The 17,165-nt window shown below is 60.8% G+C and carries 26 protein-coding genes and 5 pseudogenes; all 31 read left to right on the top strand.

All coding sequences use genetic code 11. The annotated features are described in order from the left end of the window. Positions 1-72 (top strand): annotated as a pseudogene (locus XANALMUS060_RS18190) (elongation factor Tu); the annotation flags it as partial. 484 nt (positions 73-556) lie between these two features. Continuing rightward, positions 557-868: a 30S ribosomal protein S10 gene (rpsJ, locus tag XANALMUS060_RS03065; RefSeq protein ID WP_010341589.1), complete on the top strand. Its 312-nt coding sequence runs from the start codon at positions 557-559 to the stop codon at positions 866-868. Between the two features lie 11 nt (positions 869-879). After that, complete coding sequence (gene rplC / locus XANALMUS060_RS03060; RefSeq protein WP_045737031.1) at positions 880-1,530, top strand: 50S ribosomal protein L3; 651 nt, start codon at positions 880-882, stop codon at positions 1,528-1,530. A 12-nt stretch (positions 1,531-1,542) separates the two neighbouring features. Next, the gene (rplD, locus tag XANALMUS060_RS03055) at positions 1,543-2,148 is read left to right on the top strand and encodes a 50S ribosomal protein L4 (RefSeq protein ID WP_045728916.1); all 606 of its coding nucleotides are present in this window, start codon (positions 1,543-1,545) and stop codon (positions 2,146-2,148) included. Beyond that, a complete protein-coding gene (rplW, locus tag XANALMUS060_RS03050) occupies positions 2,145-2,444 on the top strand; it encodes a 50S ribosomal protein L23 (RefSeq protein WP_045737030.1) in 300 nt (99 codons plus the stop codon). The genes rplD and rplW overlap by 4 nt, the downstream gene beginning before the upstream one ends. A 10-nt stretch (positions 2,445-2,454) precedes the next feature. After that, positions 2,455-3,282, top strand: coding sequence for a 50S ribosomal protein L2 (gene rplB, locus XANALMUS060_RS03045; RefSeq protein ID WP_045737029.1), 828 nt, complete (start codon positions 2,455-2,457; stop codon positions 3,280-3,282). A gap of 6 nt (positions 3,283-3,288) precedes the next feature. Further along, positions 3,289-3,559 (top strand): annotated as a pseudogene (gene rpsS / locus XANALMUS060_RS03040) (30S ribosomal protein S19). 12 nt (positions 3,560-3,571) lie between these two features. Further along, entirely contained in the window at positions 3,572-3,907 is a 336-nt protein-coding gene (gene rplV / locus XANALMUS060_RS03035) for a 50S ribosomal protein L22 (RefSeq protein ID WP_003486710.1), read from the top strand. Between the two features lie 17 nt (positions 3,908-3,924). Then, positions 3,925-4,428, top strand: a pseudogene (gene rpsC / locus XANALMUS060_RS03030) (30S ribosomal protein S3); the annotation flags it as partial. Next, positions 4,427-4,744 carry a 50S ribosomal protein L22 gene (gene rplV / locus XANALMUS060_RS03025; RefSeq protein WP_045737028.1) on the top strand — a complete coding sequence of 106 codons (318 nt, stop codon included), beginning with the start codon at positions 4,427-4,429 and terminating at the stop codon, positions 4,742-4,744. The pseudogene rpsC (XANALMUS060_RS03030) and the gene rplV (XANALMUS060_RS03025), both read left to right, overlap by 2 nt. Positions 4,745-4,761: 17 nt before the next feature. Further along, a pseudogene (rpsC, locus tag XANALMUS060_RS03020) lies at positions 4,762-5,498 on the top strand (30S ribosomal protein S3). Positions 5,499-5,503: 5 nt separating this feature from the next. Continuing rightward, on the top strand, positions 5,504-5,917 hold the full coding sequence (gene rplP, locus XANALMUS060_RS03015; protein WP_012915063.1) for a 50S ribosomal protein L16: 414 nt from the start codon (positions 5,504-5,506) through the stop codon (positions 5,915-5,917). Further along, a complete protein-coding gene (gene rpmC, locus XANALMUS060_RS03010) occupies positions 5,917-6,102 on the top strand; it encodes a 50S ribosomal protein L29 (protein ID WP_012915064.1) in 186 nt (61 codons plus the stop codon). The genes rplP and rpmC overlap by 1 nt, the downstream gene beginning before the upstream one ends. An 11-nt stretch (positions 6,103-6,113) precedes the next feature. Further along, positions 6,114-6,383, top strand: coding sequence for a 30S ribosomal protein S17 (gene rpsQ, locus XANALMUS060_RS03005; RefSeq protein WP_045728917.1), 270 nt, complete (start codon positions 6,114-6,116; stop codon positions 6,381-6,383). A 14-nt stretch (positions 6,384-6,397) separates the two neighbouring features. Beyond that, a complete protein-coding gene (gene rplN / locus XANALMUS060_RS03000; RefSeq protein ID WP_003486699.1) occupies positions 6,398-6,766 on the top strand; it encodes a 50S ribosomal protein L14 in 369 nt (122 codons plus the stop codon). Positions 6,767-6,781: 15 nt separating this feature from the next. Next, positions 6,782-7,099 carry a 50S ribosomal protein L24 gene (gene rplX / locus XANALMUS060_RS02995; protein WP_045726894.1) on the top strand — a complete coding sequence of 106 codons (318 nt, stop codon included), beginning with the start codon at positions 6,782-6,784 and terminating at the stop codon, positions 7,097-7,099. Positions 7,100-7,110: 11 nt separating this feature from the next. Then, complete coding sequence (gene rplE, locus XANALMUS060_RS02990; RefSeq protein WP_010341606.1) at positions 7,111-7,653, top strand: 50S ribosomal protein L5; 543 nt, start codon at positions 7,111-7,113, stop codon at positions 7,651-7,653. A gap of 65 nt (positions 7,654-7,718) precedes the next feature. Further along, positions 7,719-8,024, top strand: a complete 306-nt coding sequence (rpsN, locus tag XANALMUS060_RS02985) for a 30S ribosomal protein S14 (protein WP_045726895.1) — start codon at positions 7,719-7,721, stop codon at positions 8,022-8,024. Positions 8,025-8,291: 267 nt separating this feature from the next. Further along, positions 8,292-8,690, top strand: a complete 399-nt coding sequence (rpsH, locus tag XANALMUS060_RS02980; protein ID WP_045726896.1) for a 30S ribosomal protein S8 — start codon at positions 8,292-8,294, stop codon at positions 8,688-8,690. A 16-nt stretch (positions 8,691-8,706) separates the two neighbouring features. Beyond that, positions 8,707-9,234 carry a 50S ribosomal protein L6 gene (gene rplF, locus XANALMUS060_RS02975; protein ID WP_045726897.1) on the top strand — a complete coding sequence of 176 codons (528 nt, stop codon included), beginning with the start codon at positions 8,707-8,709 and terminating at the stop codon, positions 9,232-9,234. A gap of 93 nt (positions 9,235-9,327) precedes the next feature. After that, on the top strand, positions 9,328-9,687 hold the full coding sequence (gene rplR / locus XANALMUS060_RS02970) for a 50S ribosomal protein L18 (protein ID WP_012915072.1): 360 nt from the start codon (positions 9,328-9,330) through the stop codon (positions 9,685-9,687). 154 nt (positions 9,688-9,841) lie between these two features. Next, a complete protein-coding gene (gene rpsE, locus XANALMUS060_RS02965) occupies positions 9,842-10,387 on the top strand; it encodes a 30S ribosomal protein S5 (protein WP_045728918.1) in 546 nt (181 codons plus the stop codon). Beyond that, positions 10,380-10,572 (top strand): annotated as a pseudogene (rpmD, locus tag XANALMUS060_RS02960) (50S ribosomal protein L30). Before rpsE ends, rpmD begins: the two are co-directional and overlap by 8 nt. A 5-nt stretch (positions 10,573-10,577) precedes the next feature. Then, positions 10,578-11,021, top strand: coding sequence for a 50S ribosomal protein L15 (gene rplO / locus XANALMUS060_RS02955; protein ID WP_045726900.1), 444 nt, complete (start codon positions 10,578-10,580; stop codon positions 11,019-11,021). A 7-nt stretch (positions 11,022-11,028) separates the two neighbouring features. Beyond that, positions 11,029-12,378, top strand: a complete 1,350-nt coding sequence (gene secY, locus XANALMUS060_RS02950; protein ID WP_045737027.1) for a preprotein translocase subunit SecY — start codon at positions 11,029-11,031, stop codon at positions 12,376-12,378. Positions 12,379-12,383: 5 nt separating this feature from the next. After that, the gene (gene rplO, locus XANALMUS060_RS02945) at positions 12,384-12,827 is read left to right on the top strand and encodes a 50S ribosomal protein L15 (protein WP_045726900.1); all 444 of its coding nucleotides are present in this window, start codon (positions 12,384-12,386) and stop codon (positions 12,825-12,827) included. A 7-nt stretch (positions 12,828-12,834) separates the two neighbouring features. Then, complete coding sequence (secY, locus tag XANALMUS060_RS02940) at positions 12,835-14,205, top strand: preprotein translocase subunit SecY (RefSeq protein WP_045726901.1); 1,371 nt, start codon at positions 12,835-12,837, stop codon at positions 14,203-14,205. Between the two features lie 339 nt (positions 14,206-14,544). Next, on the top strand, positions 14,545-14,901 hold the full coding sequence (gene rpsM, locus XANALMUS060_RS02935) for a 30S ribosomal protein S13 (protein ID WP_045728919.1): 357 nt from the start codon (positions 14,545-14,547) through the stop codon (positions 14,899-14,901). A gap of 9 nt (positions 14,902-14,910) precedes the next feature. Next, the gene (gene rpsK / locus XANALMUS060_RS02930) at positions 14,911-15,303 is read left to right on the top strand and encodes a 30S ribosomal protein S11 (protein ID WP_003470632.1); all 393 of its coding nucleotides are present in this window, start codon (positions 14,911-14,913) and stop codon (positions 15,301-15,303) included. Positions 15,304-15,317: 14 nt separating this feature from the next. Further along, positions 15,318-15,947, top strand: a complete 630-nt coding sequence (rpsD, locus tag XANALMUS060_RS02925; RefSeq protein WP_045726902.1) for a 30S ribosomal protein S4 — start codon at positions 15,318-15,320, stop codon at positions 15,945-15,947. Positions 15,948-15,997: 50 nt separating this feature from the next. Then, positions 15,998-16,996: a DNA-directed RNA polymerase subunit alpha gene (gene rpoA, locus XANALMUS060_RS02920; RefSeq protein WP_045726903.1), complete on the top strand. Its 999-nt coding sequence runs from the start codon at positions 15,998-16,000 to the stop codon at positions 16,994-16,996. Positions 16,997-17,165 lie beyond the last annotated feature (169 nt).

Here is a 17,165-nt window from a genome sequence, read left to right as displayed (position 1 = left end):
GGTCTGCGTTTTGCGATCCGCGAAGGTGGCCGGACCGTCGGCGCCGGCGTGGTGGCCAAGATCATCAAGTAATGCACTCTGGTAGCCTGGGCTGCCGGATACTGTGGATAGGCGGCGACTTGGGTCGCCGCGAAGGCGAAGGGCCGGCGTAAGTCGGCCCTTCGTCGTTCATGGTCACGGCATAGGCCGGTCTACATATTTCTTCCTGCAGAGTGTTGCGATGAGCTCGATCGCCCCTTATAATACGCGGCTCGGCGTTCCTGGGTAGGGCGCCGGCAAGACAGCGAAAAGAGGGGCAGGAAGCCGCTCGTGTTCGCAAGACCGGGAAGGTCGCGTTGTGTGGAGGACTCAATAGCCTTGTGTTATTGACGCCGCTCTAGCTGCGCATTATACTTTTCCGTCTAGGCAGACCGGGTAAACTGGTCTGCCTCAGTTTTTGGGGTGTGGGAATACCCTCGCCGAGTCGGAAAACTTGGCGCATACGACATCAGGACATCACCGGGGCAGGTATCCCAGAGGCCTTGCCCGTCGCTCTTTTAACGAAGGAACCACCGTCATGGCGGACCAAAAGATCCGGATTCGGTTGAAGGCGTTCGATCATCGTTTGATCGACCGTTCAGCCAGCGAGATCGTTGAGACGGCCAAGCGGACCGGCGCGCAAGTGCGTGGCCCGATCCCGTTGCCGACCAAGATCGAACGCTACACCATCCTCGTTTCTCCGCACGTCGATAAAGACGCGCGCGACCAGTACGAGACCCGCACGCACAAGCGCGTGCTCGACATCGTCGACCCCAACGACAAGACCGTGGACGCGCTGATGAAGCTCGAACTCGCGGCTGGCGTCGATGTCCAGATCAAGTTGACCTGAGGACTGCGACCATGACGAAGAAATATTCGTTGGGCTTCGTGGGCCGCAAGGCCGGTATGAGCCGCGTGTTCACTGAAGACGGCCGCTCCATCCCGGTGACCCTGATCGAAGCGACCCCGAACCGTATCACCCAGCTCAAGACGGTCGAGAGCGACGGCTACAGCGCTGTGCAGATCACTGTGGGTGCCCGTCGCGCCGCGTTGGTCAACAAGCCGGCGGCTGGCCACTTCGCCAAGGCGAAGGTGGAAGCGGGGCGTGGCCTGTGGGAGTTCCGCGTCGAAGATACGCAGCTGGGCGACTTTGCCATCGGCGGCGAGATCAAGGCGGACATCTTTGAGGTCGGCCAGAAGGTCGACGTTCAGGGCGTCACCAAGGGTAAGGGCTTCCAAGGCACCATCAAGCGGCACAACTTCCGCATGGGCGACGCCACCCACGGTAACTCGCTGTCGCATCGCGCGCCGGGTTCGCTGGGTCAGCGTCAGACCCCGGGTCGCGTTTTCCCGGGCAAGAAGATGTCCGGCCACATGGGCGCGGTGCAGCAGAGCACGCAGAATCTGGAAGTGGTCAAGGTCGACGTCGAGCGTGGCTTGATCGCCATTCGCGGCGCGGTGCCTGGCGCTGCCGGTGGCGACGTGATCGTGCGTCCGGCTAGCAAGGCATAAGGAGAGATGACGATGGAACTCGTTATCACGGGTAGCAATAACAAGGTCTCGGTTTCCGATGCCGTGTTCGGTCGCGATTTCAGCGAGGATCTGGTGCACCAGGTCGTCGTTGCCTATCGCAACGCCGGTCGCGCCGGTACCAAGGCGCAGAAGACACGTTCGGAAGTCAACGGCACCACCAAGAAGTCGAAGAAGCAGAAGGGTGGTGGCGCTCGCCACGGCGCGCTGACTGCTCCGATCTTCGTCGGTGGCGGCGTGACCTTCGCGGCCAAGCCGCGCAGCTTCGAGCAGAAGGTGAACCGCAAGATGTACCGTGCGGCGATCTGCGCGATCTTCTCGGAACTCAATCGCCAGGGCCGTCTCAAGGTTGTCGACGCGTTCGACGTCCAGACCAGTAAGACCAAGGGTCTGATCGAGAAGCTGAAAGGTCTGGATGTGGGCAAGCGCCCGCTGATCGTGACCGAGGAAGCGTCCGAGCATCTGTACCTGTCCGCTCGCAATCTTCCCTATGTGGAAGTGCGCGACGTCCAGGGCCTGGATCCGGTGTCGCTGGTCGGGGCCGATACGGTCGTGATCACCGCCGATGCGGTCAAGAAGGTCGAGGAGTGGCTGGCATGAGCGGCAACGAAAAAATCTTCAGCGTGCTGCGTGCCCCGCGTGTCTCGGAAAAGACCGCGCGCCTGCAGGAACTCTCCAATCAATACGTCTTCGAGATCTCGAGCGAAGCCACCAAAGCCGATGTCAAGGCTGCGGTCGAGCAGTTGTTCGACGTCAAGGTCGAGTCGGTCAACGTGTTGAACGTTAAGGGCAAGAACAAGTCCTTCCGTTCGCGCAGCGGTCGTCGCGGCGATTGGCGCAAGGCGTACGTGCGTCTGGCCGAAGGCCAGTCCATCGACGTAACGGCCAAGGCCTGAGGTACATCCCATGCCATTGATGAAATTCAAACCCACTTCCGCAGGCCGTCGTTCGGCCGTGCGCGTGGTCACGCCCGATCTGCACAAGGGCGCCCCGCACGCTGCGCTGGTGGAAAAGCAGAGCAAGTCCGGTGGTCGTAACCACCACGGCCGCATCACCACCCGCCACGTCGGTGGTGGTCACAAGCAGCACTACCGCATCATCGACTTCAAGCGCAACAAGGAAGGTATTCCGGCGCGCGTGGAGCGGATCGAATACGATCCCAACCGCACCGCCCATATCGCCCTGCTGTGCTACGCCGATGGCGAGCGTCGCTACATCATCGCCCCGAAGGGCCTGAAGGCTGGCGATCAAGTGGTCGCGGGTTCCGATGCGCCGATCAAGACCGGTAACACCCTGCCGCTGCGTAATATTCCGGTCGGTACGACGGTGCACGGCATCGAGTTGAAGCCCGGCAAGGGCGCGCAGATTGCGCGTGCCGCCGGCGCGGCGGTGCAGTTGGTTGCGCGCGAAGGCATTTACGCCACCTTGCGTCTGCGCTCCGGCGAAATGCGCAAGGTGCCGTCCGAGTGCCGCGCGACCATCGGTGAAGTCGGCAACGACGAACACAACCTCGAAAAGCTGGGTAAAGCGGGTGCCAAGCGTTGGCGCGGCGTGCGCCCGACCGTTCGCGGTGCGGCCATGAACCCGGTCGATCACCCGCACGGTGGTGGTGAGGCGAAAGCTGGTCAGGGTAATCCGCATCCGGTCACCCCGTGGGGTGTGCCGACCAAGGGTTACAAGACGCGCCATAACAAGCGCACCGAACAATTCATCGTCCGCGATCGTAGGGGCTAATCGACCATGGCACGTTCACTCAAGAAGGGCCCGTTCGTCGATCACCACCTCATCAAGAAGGTGGAGGCCGCGGCCGGCAGCAAGCGTCCGATCAAGACCTGGTCGCGGCGTTCCATGATTCTGCCGGAAATGGTGGGTTTCACCATCGCCGTGCATAACGGCAAGAACCACGTTCCGGTGCTGGTCAACGAGGAACATGGTCGGCCATAAACTCGGCGAATTTGCCGTCACCCGGACCTTCAAGGGTCATGGTGGCGACAAGAAGTCGAGCCGCTAAGGAGAGATGACGATGGAAGCGAAAGCAATCCTGCGCACCGCGCGCATCTCACCGCAGAAAGCCCGTCTGGTCGCTGACCAGGTGCGTGGTCTTTCCGCCGAGCGGGCGGTCAACCTACTGAAGTTTTCGGACAAGAAAGCCGCTCACCTGATCAAGAAGGTGGTGGAGTCGGCGATCGCCAATGCCGAGAATAATCAAGGCGCGGATGTCGACGAGCTGAAGGTCAAGACCATCATGGTCGATGAAGGTCCGAGCTTGAAGCGTTTCATGGCGCGGGCGAAAGGCCGCGGTACCCGCATCCTCAAACGCACCAGCCACATCACTGTGGTTGTGGGCGCCGCCAAGTAAGCGGAAAGGAAAAGACGATGGGTCATAAAGTTAATCCGATCGGAATCCGCCTCGGTATCGCCAGGGACTGGAATTCCAAGTGGTACGCCAACAAGGGTGAGTTTGCCGGTTACCTGGCAGCCGACCTCAAAGTGCGTGAAATGCTGCGCAAGAAGTTGGCGCAGGCTGGTATCAGCAAGATCCTGATCGAGCGTCCGGCCAAGACCGCGCGCGTGACGATCCACACCGCCCGTCCGGGCGTGGTGATCGGCAAGCGCGGTGAGGACATCGAGAAGCTGCGTAAGGAAGTGAGCGAGATGATGGGCGTTCCTGCTCACATCAATGTCACCGAAGTGCGTAAGCCGGAGTTGGATGCGCAGTTGGTTGCCGAGTCGATCGCGCAGCAGTTGGAGCGTCGCATCATGTTCCGCCGCGCGATGAAGCGCTCGGTCGGTAACGCGATGCGCCTGGGTGCCCTGGGCATCAAGGTCAGCGTTTCCGGTCGCTTGAACGGTGCGGAAATCGCACGTTCCGAGTGGTATGCGCACCGCGCGCATCTCACCGCAGAAAGCCCGTCTGGTCGCTGACCAGGTGCGTGGTCTTTCCGCCGAGCGGGCGGTCAACCTACTGAAGTTTTCGGACAAGAAAGCCGCTCACCTGATCAAGAAGGTGGTGGAGTCGGCGATCGCCAATGCCGAGAATAATCAAGGCGCGGATGTCGACGAGCTGAAGGTCAAGACCATCATGGTCGATGAAGGTCCGAGCTTGAAGCGTTTCATGGCGCGGGCGAAAGGCCGCGGTACCCGCATCCTCAAACGCACCAGCCACATCACTGTGGTTGTGGGCGCCGCCAAGTAAGCGGAAAGGAAAAGACGATGGGTCATAAAGTTAATCCGATCGGAATCCGCCTCGGTATCGCCAGGGACTGGAATTCCAAGTGGTACGCCAACAAGGGTGAGTTTGCCGGTTACCTGGCAGCCGACCTCAAAGTGCGTGAAATGCTGCGCAAGAAGTTGGCGCAGGCTGGTATCAGCAAGATCCTGATCGAGCGTCCGGCCAAGACCGCGCGCGTGACGATCCACACCGCCCGTCCGGGCGTGGTGATCGGCAAGCGCGGTGAGGACATCGAGAAGCTGCGTAAGGAAGTGAGCGAGATGATGGGCGTTCCTGCTCACATCAATGTCACCGAAGTGCGTAAGCCGGAGTTGGATGCGCAGTTGGTTGCCGAGTCGATCGCGCAGCAGTTGGAGCGTCGCATCATGTTCCGCCGCGCGATGAAGCGCTCGGTCGGTAACGCGATGCGCCTGGGTGCCCTGGGCATCAAGGTCAGCGTTTCCGGTCGCTTGAACGGTGCGGAAATCGCACGTTCCGAGTGGTACCCCGCGAGGGTCGTGTGCCGTTGCATACGCTCCGTGCCGATATCGACTATGGCTTCGCCGAAGCCAAGACGACCTACGGCATCATCGGTATCCAGGTGTTGATCTACAAGGGCGAGATCTTCGATTTCTCCCAGGTTGGCCAGGAAAAGCAGGACGATTCCCCGCGCAACGATCGGAATGATCGTGGCGACCGTGGCGACCGTCCCTCGCGTCCGGCCCGTGAAGCGAGGTAACGGCAATGTTGCAACCTAAGCGAACCAAATACCGCAAGATGCACAAGGGCCGTAACGATGGCCTGGCGTGGAGCGGCAACGCCGTCAGCTTCGGCGAATACGGCTTGAAGGCCACCGCGCACGGTCAGTTGACCGCGCGCCAGATCGAAGCGGCGCGCCGCTCGATCAGCCGCTACGTCAAGCGCGGCGGCAAAATGTGGATCCGCGTGTTCCCGGACAAGCCGATCACCAAGAAGCCGATCGAAGTGCGAATGGGCTCCGGTAAGGGTAACGTCGAGTACTGGGTCGCGCAGATCCAGCCCGGTCGCATGATTTATGAAATCGAAGGTGTCGGTGAAGATATCGCGCGCGAGGCGTTCCGCCTGGCCGCTGCCAAGCTTTCGGTGACCACCACCTTCGTGACCCGGACGGTACGCTGATGGACATCAAACAACTCCGCGAGAAGTCGGCCGACGATCTGAAGGCCCATCTGACCGATCTGCGCAAGGAGCAGTTCGCCCTGCGCATGCAGCGGGTCACCGGGCAGCTGCCGAAGACTCACGAAACCCGCCGGGTGCGCCGCGAGATCGCTCGCGTCAAACACCTGCTCGGCAGTACGAAGTAAGGATGGCCGTGATGAGCGATAAGAACGAAAACAAGACGCTGCGCACGGTCGAAGGCCGTGTGGTCAGCAACAAGATGGACAAGACCGTCACCGTGCTGGTGGAGCGTCAGGTCAAGCATGCGTTGTACGGCAAGTACATCAAGCGCTCGACCAAGCTGCATGCACACGATGCCGACAACGCCTGCAACGAAGGCGATGTCGTGCGCGTGACCGAGATTGCGCCGATGTCCAAGACCAAGAACTGGCGGGTGGTGGAAATCGTCACCCGCGCGGTCGAATAAGGGAGATCTGAATCATGATCCAGATGCAGAGCTACCTCGACGTCGCCGACAACTCCGGTGCCAAGGAAGTGATGTGCATCAAGGTGCTCGGCGGCTCCAAGCGCCGTTACGCGCACATTGGCGACATCATCAAGGTCACCGTCAAGGACGCGATCCCGCGCGGCAAGGTCAAGAAGGGCGAAGTCTACGACGCCGTCGTGGTGCGTACCCGCAAGGGTGTGCGCCGTCCGGATGGTTCGTTGATCCGCTTCGATGGCAACGCCGCGGTGTTGCTCAATAACAAGCAGGAGCCGATCGGTACGCGTATTTTCGGGCCTGTGACCCGCGAGCTGCGTTCCGAGAAGTTCATGAAGATCGTCTCGCTCGCTCCCGAAGTGCTGTGAGCGGAGGACATACACATGGCTAACCGTATCAAGAAGGGCGACCAAGTCGTCGTCACCACCGGCAAGGACAAGGGCAAGCAGGGCGAAATCGTCCGCGTCGACGGCGATCGCGTGATCGTCTCCAACGCGAACATCGTCAAGCGCCACACCAAGCCGAATCCGCAGGCGGGTGTCGCTGGCGGCGTGGTCGAGCGCGAAGCGTCGATCCATATTTCCAACGTGGCGATTCTCAACCCGGCGACGGGTAAGGGCGAGCGCGTTGGCTTCAAGGTGCTGGAGGATGGACGCAAACTGCGTGTGTTCCGCTCCAGCGGTGAGGCGCTCGACGCCTGAGGAATGACACAATGACTTCCCGTCTCGAAAAGATCTACAAGGAAGAAGTGGTACCGGCTCTGATGAAGAAGTTCGGTTACACCAATCCGATGGAAGTACCGAAGCTGGTCAAGGTCACGCTTAACATGGGCGTGGGCGAGGCGGCGACGAACAAGAAAATCCTGGAAAACGCTGTTGCCGATATGGCGAAGGTCTCCGGCCAGAAGCCGGTCGTGACCAAGTCGCGCATCTCGGTCGCGTCCTTCAAGATCCGCGATGGTTGGCCGATTGGCTGCAAGACCACGCTACGTCGCGCCAAGATGTACGAATTCCTGGATCGCCTGATCAACATCTCGCTGCCGCGCGTACGCGACTTCCGTGGTGTGTCCGGTCGCTCGTTCGATGGTCGTGGCAACTTCAACATGGGTGTGAAGGAGCAGATCATCTTCCCGGAAATCGACTTCGACGCCGTCGATGCGATCCGGGGTATGGATATCGCCATCACCACCACCGCCAAGACCGACGCTGAAGCCAAAGCGTTGCTCGAAGCGTTTAAGTTTCCCTTCCGCAATTAACGATCGTCCGTGATCAAGAGTCCGTCCATTCATGGTTGGACTTTCTAATCGAAAAGGTCATACACATGGCAAAGACCTCCATGGTCAACCGCGACATCAAGCGGAAAAAGCTGGCGAAGAAGTTCGCCGACAAGCGCGAAGCGCTGAAGAAGATCATCGCCTCCGGCACTGCGTCCTATGACGAGAAGGCCGAGGCGGTGACCAAGCTGCAGAAGCTTCCGCGCGATTCGTCGCCGAGTCGGCAGCGTAACCGCTGTGCACTGTCCGGTCGTCCGCGTGGCGTCTACAGCAAGTTCGGCCTGGGCCGCAACATGCTGCGCAAGGCGACCATGAACGGCGACGTGCCAGGCCTGCGCAAGGCGAGCTGGTAAAACGCCGCTTGGCTTCCCACTTCCGTTCAGGGAGTGGGTTCAGCAAGTTCGCCATTCGCTTGCGATTCGGTCAACACGTCCGGTGCAAATCGGACGTTTTGTCGTATACTCCCGCTCCTTGCCGTACAGCAAGGAAAGGGTTGTTTTGGTAAATGCGCGCGATCTTCTCCAAGACCTTGCGCGTTTGCCTTCCGTGCGTCACTCCACACGTTTCACCACACAAGATTTTCGCGAAAGCGGATATCGGTGCACTCAAAGGTAGACACCATGAGCATGACTGATCCCATCGCCGACCTGCTGGTTCGCATCAAGAATGCGGCCGCGGTTGGTAAGCCGACGGTAAAGATGCCGTCCTCCAAGATCAAGGTTGCGATCGCGCAAGTGCTGAAAGCCGAAGGCTACATCAGCGATCTGCGGGTCAACGCAATCGAAAACAACAAGTCCGAGCTGGAAATCGTGCTGAAGTATTTCGAAGGCCGTCCGGTCATCGATACGCTCAAGCGCGTGTCGCGTTCGGGTCTGCGTCAATATCGCGGCAAGGCTGAGCTGCCGAAGGTTCTCGGCGGCCTGGGTGTTGCCATCATTTCCACGTCCAAGGGCATCATGACCGATGCGCAGGCCCGTCAGGCCGGCGTCGGTGGCGAAGTCCTGTGCTTCGTGGCCTAAGGGAAGGAGTACTCATATGTCCCGTGTAGCCAAGAAGCCGATTTCCCTCCCGAAGGGCGTCGAATTGAGCGTCCAGCCCGATCAGGTGAGCGTCAAGGGGCCGAAGGGTACCCTGTCGCTGCCGAAGCCGGCTGGTGTCGAAATCAAGCAGGAAAACGGTATCGCCACCCTGTCGGCGAATACCGACTCGCACATTGCCATCACTGGTACCGTGCGTGCCATCCTGGCGAACATGGTGCAGGGCGTCTCGGCTGGTTTCGAGCGTAAGCTCGAACTGGTGGGCGTCGGTTACCGTGCCACGATGCAGGGTAAGGATCTGAGCCTGGCGCTCGGTTTCTCGCACCCGATTGTGTTCCAGGCACCTGAAGGCATTACCCTTGCGGCCCCGACCCAGACCGAAATTCTGGTGCAAGGCGCCGACAAGCAGCTTGTTGGCGAGGTCGCCGCCAAGATCCGCGGCTTCCGTCCGCCAGAGCCCTACAAGGGCAAGGGTGTGAAGTATGCCGGTGAAGCCATCATTCGCAAGGAAGCCAAGAAGGCATAAGGCAGGGAGTTCTGCCCGGAATTGGTCTGTTGCAGCCTGATATCCGACAGTCACTTCGCCCAATGTCGATCCGCTTCCGTAGGACACATAACCATGAGCATCAATAAAAATATCGCCCGTCTGCGTCGTGCCAAGTCGACCCGCGCCCACATCCGCGATCTCGGTGTGGCCCGCCTGTCGGTGCTGCGCACTGGGCAACATTTGTACGCGCAGGTCTTTACCGCCGATGGCGCGAAGGTGCTCGCTGCGGCGAACACCTTGCAGGCCGACGTCAAGGATGGCCTGAAGAACGGCAAGAACAGCGACGCCGCCGCGAAGGTCGGCAAGCTGATCGCCGAACGCGCCAAGGCTGCCGGCATCGAGAAGGTCGCTTTCGACCGCTCGGGCTACCGTTATCACGGCCGTATCAAGGCGTTGGCTGAAGCGGCGCGCGAAGGCGGTCTGCAGTTCTGATCCTTGTGGGTGCGGCGTTGTCGCGCCCGTCCTGCCGATGCGGGCTGCATCGGATCCAGGTGTGTCTTCTGCACGCATCTGGGGAGTGCCGTTCCATACCACAACCATAAGCGGCATGCGAGCCGTCAATTTTTCCATCATCAAGGGCATCACAATGGCTGAAGAACAGCGTGCACCGCGGGGTCGTGAACGCGACCGCAACCGCGAAGAAAAAGTCGACGATGGCATGATCGAAAAGCTGGTCGCGGTTAACCGCGTCAGCAAGACGGTCAAGGGCGGTCGTCAGTTCACCTTTACCGCGCTAACCGTGGTCGGTGATGGCAATGGCAAGATCGGGTTCGGTTACGGCAAGGCGCGCGAAGTGCCGGTCGCGATCCAAAAGTCGATGGAATATGCGCGCAAGGGTATGCTCAACATCGATTTGAACAACGGTACCCTGTGGCACGCTGTCAAGTCCGGACACGGTGCGGCGCGCGTGTTCATGATGCCGGCCTCCGAAGGTACCGGCGTGATCGCCGGTGGCGCGATGCGCGCGGTGTTGGAAGCGGTTGGCGTGAAGAACGTGCTGGCCAAGGCAGTTGGTTCGCGTAACCCGATCAACCTGGTGCGCGCCACACTGCGCGGCCTGGAAGAAATGCAGTCGCCGGCCCGCATCGCGGCTAAGCGCGGCAAGAAGGTGGAGGATCTCGCCCATGGCTGATGCATCCAACAAGACAGTGAAGGTGCGCCTGGTGCGCGGCCTGCGTGGGACTCAGTCGCGTCACCGCCTGTCGGTGCGTGCGCTGGGCCTGAATAAACTCAACGATGTGCGTGAACTGAAGGACAGCCCGCAAGTGCGTGGCCTGATCAACCAAAGTTCAGTACCTCGTCCAGGTTGAGGAGTAATCGCCATGACGTTGCATCTGAATGATCTGAAGCCGGCCGACGGCGCCCGGACCGAACGCACCCGCGTCGGTCGTGGCATCGGTTCGGGCTTGGGTAAGACCTGCGGCCGCGGCCACAAAGGCTCGTTCGCACGTAAGGGTGGCGGCAAGATCAAGGCTGGCTTCGAAGGCGGCCAGACCCCTATGCAGCGCCGTCTGCCGAAGATCGGCTTCCGCTCCAAGCTGGCCAAGGACACGGCCGAAGTGCTGTCCTACCAGCTCGATAATCTGCCGGAAGGCGAGATCGATTTCGCCGCGCTGCGCGCCGCCAAGCTGGTCCCGAGCACTGCGAAGAAGGCCAAGGTGGTCCTGAAGGGCGAACTGACCAAGAAGTTCGTGCTCAAGGGCGTTGCGGCGACCGCTGGTGCCAAGGCGGCAATCGAGGCTGCCGGCGGCAGCGTGCAGGAGTAACACGCAAATGGCGCAGGCGGGCATGGGGCAACTCGGCGGCGGGCTTGGCAAGTTCACGGAACTTCGCCAGCGTCTGTTGTTCGTTATCGGCGCATTGATCGTCTACCGCATCGGTTGCTATGTGCCGGTGCCGGGGGTCAATCCCGAAGCCATGCTGGCGCTGATGCAGGCGCAGGGCGGCGGTATCGTGGACATGTTCAACATGTTCTCGGGCGGCGCCCTGCACCGTTTCAGCATCTTTGCGTTGAACGTGATGCCGTACATCTCGGCATCGATCGTGATCCAGCTAGCCACGCACATCTTCCCGTCGTTCAAAGCGATGCAGAAGGAAGGTGAGTCCGGCCGGCGCAAGATCACGCAGTATTCCCGTATCGGTGCAGTCTTGCTGGCCGTCGTGCAGGGCGGCAGTATTGCCCTGGCGCTGCAGCATCAGACGGCGCCAGGTGGCGCGCCGGTGGTCTACGCGCCCGGCATGGGCTTCGTGCTCACGGCGGTGATTGCGTTGACTGCGGGCACCATCTTCTTAATGTGGGTGGGCGAACAGGTCACCGAGCGTGGTATCGGCAATGGCGTGTCGCTGATTATCTTCGCTGGCATCGTCGCCGGCTTGCCGGCAGCGGCGATCCATACCTTGGAAGCCTACCGCGATGGCAACATGAGCTTCATCTCGCTGTTGCTGATCGTGCTGACCATTCTGGCTTTCACCTTGTTCGTGGTGTTCGTCGAGCGCGGGCAACGCCGGATCACGGTCAATTACGCACGACGCCAAGGCGGTCGCAATGCGTACATGAACCAGACTTCGTTCCTGCCGCTCAAGTTGAATATGGCTGGCGTGATCCCGCCGATCTTCGCCTCCAGCATCCTTGCCTTCCCCGCGACGTTGTCGATGTGGTCGGGTCAGGCCGCTTCCAGCACCACTTTCGGCACGGTGTTGCAGCGCGTCGCCAACGCGCTTGGCCCAGGCGAGCCTGTGCACATGATCGTGTTCGCTGCGTTGATCATCGGTTTCGCGTTCTTTTACACGGCATTGGTGTTCAACTCGCAGGAAACGGCGGACAACCTGAAGAAGTCCGGCGCACTGATTCCTGGCATCCGTCCGGGCAAGGCCACCGCCGACTACGTCGATTCCGTCTTGACTCGGTTGACTGCGGCGGGCTCGCTGTACTTGGTAATCGTGTGTCTGCTGCCTGAAGTGATGCGTGCCCAATTCGGCACCACTTTCCACTTCGGCGGCACCTCGCTCCTGATTGCTGTCGTGGTGGTGATGGACTTCATCGCGCAGATTCAGGCGCACTTGATGTCGCACCAATACGAAAGCCTTTTGAAAGTTCAGTACCTCGTCCAGGTTGAGGAGTAATCGCCATGACGTTGCATCTGAATGATCTGAAGCCGGCCGACGGCGCCCGGACCGAACGCACCCGCGTCGGTCGTGGCATCGGTTCGGGCTTGGGTAAGACCTGCGGCCGCGGCCACAAAGGCTCGTTCGCACGTAAGGGTGGCGGCAAGATCAAGGCTGGCTTCGAAGGCGGCCAGACCCCTATGCAGCGCCGTCTGCCGAAGATCGGCTTCCGCTCCAAGCTGGCCAAGGACACGGCCGAAGTGCTGTCCTACCAGCTCGATAATCTGCCGGAAGGCGAGATCGATTTCGCCGCGCTGCGCGCCGCCAAGCTGGTCCCGAGCACTGCGAAGAAGGCCAAGGTGGTCCTGAAGGGCGAACTGACCAAGAAGTTCGTGCTCAAGGGCGTTGCGGCGACCGCTGGTGCCAAGGCGGCAATCGAGGCTGCCGGCGGCAGCGTGCAGGAGTAACACGCAAATGGCGCAGGCGGGCATGGGGCAACTCGGCGGCGGGCTTGGCAAGTTCACGGAACTTCGCCAGCGTCTGTTGTTCGTTATCGGCGCATTGATCGTCTACCGCATCGGTTGCTATGTGCCGGTGCCGGGGGTCAATCCCGAAGCCATGCTGGCGCTGATGCAGGCGCAGGGCGGCGGTATCGTGGACATGTTCAACATGTTCTCGGGCGGCGCCCTGCACCGTTTCAGCATCTTTGCGTTGAACGTGATGCCGTACATCTCGGCATCGATCGTGATCCAGCTAGCCACGCACATCTTCCCGTCGTTCAAAGCGATGCAGAAGGAAGGTGAGTCCGGCCGGCGCAAGATCACGCAGTATTCCCGTATCGGTGCAGTCTTGCTGGCCGTCGTGCAGGGCGGCAGTATTGCCCTGGCGCTGCAGCATCAGACGGCGCCAGGTGGCGCGCCGGTGGTCTACGCGCCCGGCATGGGCTTCGTGCTCACGGCGGTGATTGCGTTGACTGCGGGCACCATCTTCTTAATGTGGGTGGGCGAACAGGTCACCGAGCGTGGTATCGGCAATGGCGTGTCGCTGATTATCTTCGCTGGCATCGTCGCCGGCTTGCCGGCAGCGGCGATCCATACCTTGGAAGCCTACCGCGATGGCAACATGAGCTTCATCTCGCTGTTGCTGATCGTGCTGACCATTCTGGCTTTCACCTTGTTCGTGGTGTTCGTCGAGCGCGGGCAACGCCGGATCACGGTCAATTACGCACGACGCCAAGGCGGTCGCAATGCGTACATGAACCAGACTTCGTTCCTGCCGCTCAAGTTGAATATGGCTGGCGTGATCCCGCCGATCTTCGCCTCCAGCATCCTTGCCTTCCCCGCGACGTTGTCGATGTGGTCGGGTCAGGCCGCTTCCAGCACCACTTTCGGCACGGTGTTGCAGCGCGTCGCCAACGCGCTTGGCCCAGGCGAGCCTGTGCACATGATCGTGTTCGCTGCGTTGATCATCGGTTTCGCGTTCTTTTACACGGCATTGGTGTTCAACTCGCAGGAAACGGCGGACAACCTGAAGAAGTCCGGCGCACTGATTCCTGGCATCCGTCCGGGCAAGGCCACCGCCGACTACGTCGATTCCGTCTTGACTCGGTTGACTGCGGCGGGCTCGCTGTACTTGGTAATCGTGTGTCTGCTGCCTGAAGTGATGCGTGCCCAATTCGGCACCACTTTCCACTTCGGCGGCACCTCGCTCCTGATTGCTGTCGTGGTGGTGATGGACTTCATCGCGCAGATTCAGGCGCACTTGATGTCGCACCAATACGAAAGCCTTTTGAAAAAGGCCAACCTGAAAGGTGGCGCGCGCGGTGGCGGTTTTGCCCGCGGGTGATTGCTATACTGTTTGAATCCTTCCGCGAAGAGGCTCCATTTCCTGGAGTGCTCTTGCGACTTGAAGGGCGGCCCGTGCAGCGGTCTCGTGCGCGGGTGAGATATCGTGGTCCTGCGCTGGAGTCGCGCGGGCGGTGGGCAGCAACTTGCGTGCCCGCCAACGATGTCCGGCGCCGGAGCATGGGCACACTCCCCATGCCGGGCTTGCGGAACCGAAACGTTCCACGGGCTTCCATGTAACCCGAGACCTTGCTAGACTTACAAGTTCACTTTTTGATCCATCCTGCCGGATAGTGCCATGCTGCGCTGTCGGGCCATCACTCAGTTGGAGAACCGCGTCATGGCGCGTATTGCAGGCGTCAACCTGCCAGCCCAGAAGCACGTCTGGGTCGGGTTGCAAAGCATCTACGGCATCGGCCGTACCCGTTCGAAGAAAGTCTGCGAAGCCGCAGGCGTGACCTCGGCCACCAAGATCCGCGATCTGTCCGAGCCGGAAATCGAGCGCTTGCGCCTCGAAGTCGGCAAGTACATCGTCGAAGGCGATCTGCGTCGTGAAATCGGCATCGCGATCAAGCGATTGATGGACCTGGGCTGCTACCGCGGCCTGCGTCATCGTCGTGGCCTGCCCCTGCGCGGTCAGCGCACCCGGACCAACGCCCGCACCCGTAAGGGTCCGCGCAAGGCGATCAAGAAGTAAGGGACAGACATGGCTAAGCCCGCAGCAGCAAAGACCAAGAAAAAGATCAAGCGCGTCGTCACCGATGGCGTCGCCCACGTCCACGCATCGTTCAACAACACCATCGTGACCATCACGGATCGGCAGGGCAATGCATTGTCCTGGGCGACCTCCGGTGGTGCCGGTTTCCGCGGTTCGCGCAAGTCCACGCCGTTCGCGGCGCAGGTGGCCGCCGAAAAAGCCGGGCGTGCCGCGCTCGACTACGGCGTGAAGTCGCTGGAAGTGCGCATCAAGGGCCCGGGTCCGGGTCGCGAGTCCGCCGTCCGTTCGTTGAACAACGTCGGATACAAGATCACCAACATCATCGACGTGACGCCAATCCCGCATAACGGGTGCCGTCCGCCGAAGAAGCGTCGCGTCTAAAGGAGCGATAAGAAATGGCTCGTTATATCGGTCCTACCTGTAAGCTCGCGCGCCGTGAAGGCGCCGATCTTTCCCTCAAGAGCCCAGCGCGTGCGCTGGATTCCAAGTGCAAGCTCGAGCAGAAGCCGGGCCAGCACGGCGCGACCGCGCGCAAGGGCAAGCTGTCCGACTACGCCACCCAGCTGCGCGAAAAGCAGAAGGTCAAGCGTATCTACGGTCTGCTGGAGCGTCAGTTCCGCAACTACTACAAGAAGGCCTCGACCAAGAAGGGCAACACCGGCGAGAACCTGCTGCAGTTGCTGGAAACCCGTCTGGACAACGTCGTCTATCGCATGGGCTTCGCCGTGACTCGCCCTGCTGCGCGTCAGTTGGTGTCGCACCGCGGTGTGTTGGTCAACGGCAAGTCGGTGAATCTGGCCTCGTACCAGGTCAAGGCTGGCGACGCGATCGCGCTGTCGGAAAAGGCACAGAAGCAGCTTCGTGTGCAGGAAGCGCTAGGCGTTGCCGAAACGCACGATCTGAACCCGTCTTGGGTCGAAGTCGATTCGAAGAAGTTCAGCGGCATCTTCAAGGCCGTACCGGATCGTGCGGATTTGCCTGCCGACATCAACGAAGCGCTGATCGTCGAGTTGTATTCGAAGTAATCACATTGGAGAGCTTCCGGTGACGGAAGCTCGTCAGGAGAACCCGCAACATGACGGTTACCGCCAACCAGGTCTTGCGTCCGCGTGGGCCGCAGATCGAACGCCTTACCGACAACCGTGCCAAGGTCGTTATCGAGCCTTTGGAGCGCGGTTACGGGCATACGTTGGGCAATGCCCTGCGTCGCGTGCTGCTGTCCTCGATTCCCGGCTTCGCGATCACCGAAGTCGAGATCGACGGCGTGCTGCACGAGTACACCACGGTCGAAGGATTGCAGGAGGACGTGTTGGAAGTCCTGCTCAACCTCAAGGACGTGGCCATCCGGATGCATACCGGTGACAGCGCCACCTTGTCGCTGTCCAAGCAGGGGCCGGGTACGGTCACTGCCACCGACATCAAGACCGACCATAACGTCGAGATCCTCAACAACGATCATGTGATCTGCCACCTGACCAAGGACACGGCGCTCAACATGCGTCTGAAGATCGAGCGTGGCTTCGGTTACCAGCCTGCCGCCGCGCGTCGCCGTCCGGACGAAGAAACCCGCACCATCGGCCGCCTGGTCCTGGATGCGTCGTTCTCGCCCGTGCGTCGCGTTGCCTACGCCGTCGAGTCCGCGCGTGTGGAACAGCGTACCGACTTGGACAAGCTGGTGCTGGACATCGAAACCAATGGCACGATCGATGCCGAGGAAGCCGTGCGGACCGCCGCCGATATCCTCAGTGATCAGTTGTCTGTCTTCGGCGACTTTACCCATCGCGACCGCGGTGCGGCCAAGCCGGCGAGCAACGGTGTCGATCCAGTGCTGTTGCGCCCGATCGACGATCTGGAGCTCACGGTGCGTTCGGCCAACTGCCTGAAGGCCGAGAGCATTTACTACATCGGCGATCTGATCCAGAAAACCGAAGTGGAATTGCTCAAGACCCCGAATCTTGGCAAGAAGTCCCTCACCGAGATCAAGGAAGTGCTGGCGCAGCGCGGCCTATCGCTGGGGATGAAGCTGGAAAACTGGCCGCCTGCTGGCGTCGCTCAGCACGGCATGCTCGGCTGAGTCACTCGGATCCGGACCGTTGTCGCAAGGCAGCGGTCTTGGTCCAGATGGATAGAGCGACGGGAGAGGTGATGCCGCGCGATGTGGCGACCCTGCGCCGTCGCATGCGTATCACGCCTTGTGACACTGCAGTACTCCGCCGACAGGTCGCCATGCCTGCGGCGTCGCT

Source organism: Xanthomonas sp. MUS 060 (assembly GCF_000963215.1).
Taxonomy (GTDB): domain Bacteria; phylum Pseudomonadota; class Gammaproteobacteria; order Xanthomonadales; family Xanthomonadaceae; genus Xanthomonas_A.
This window is presented reverse-complemented; position numbering and strand designations above follow the sequence as displayed.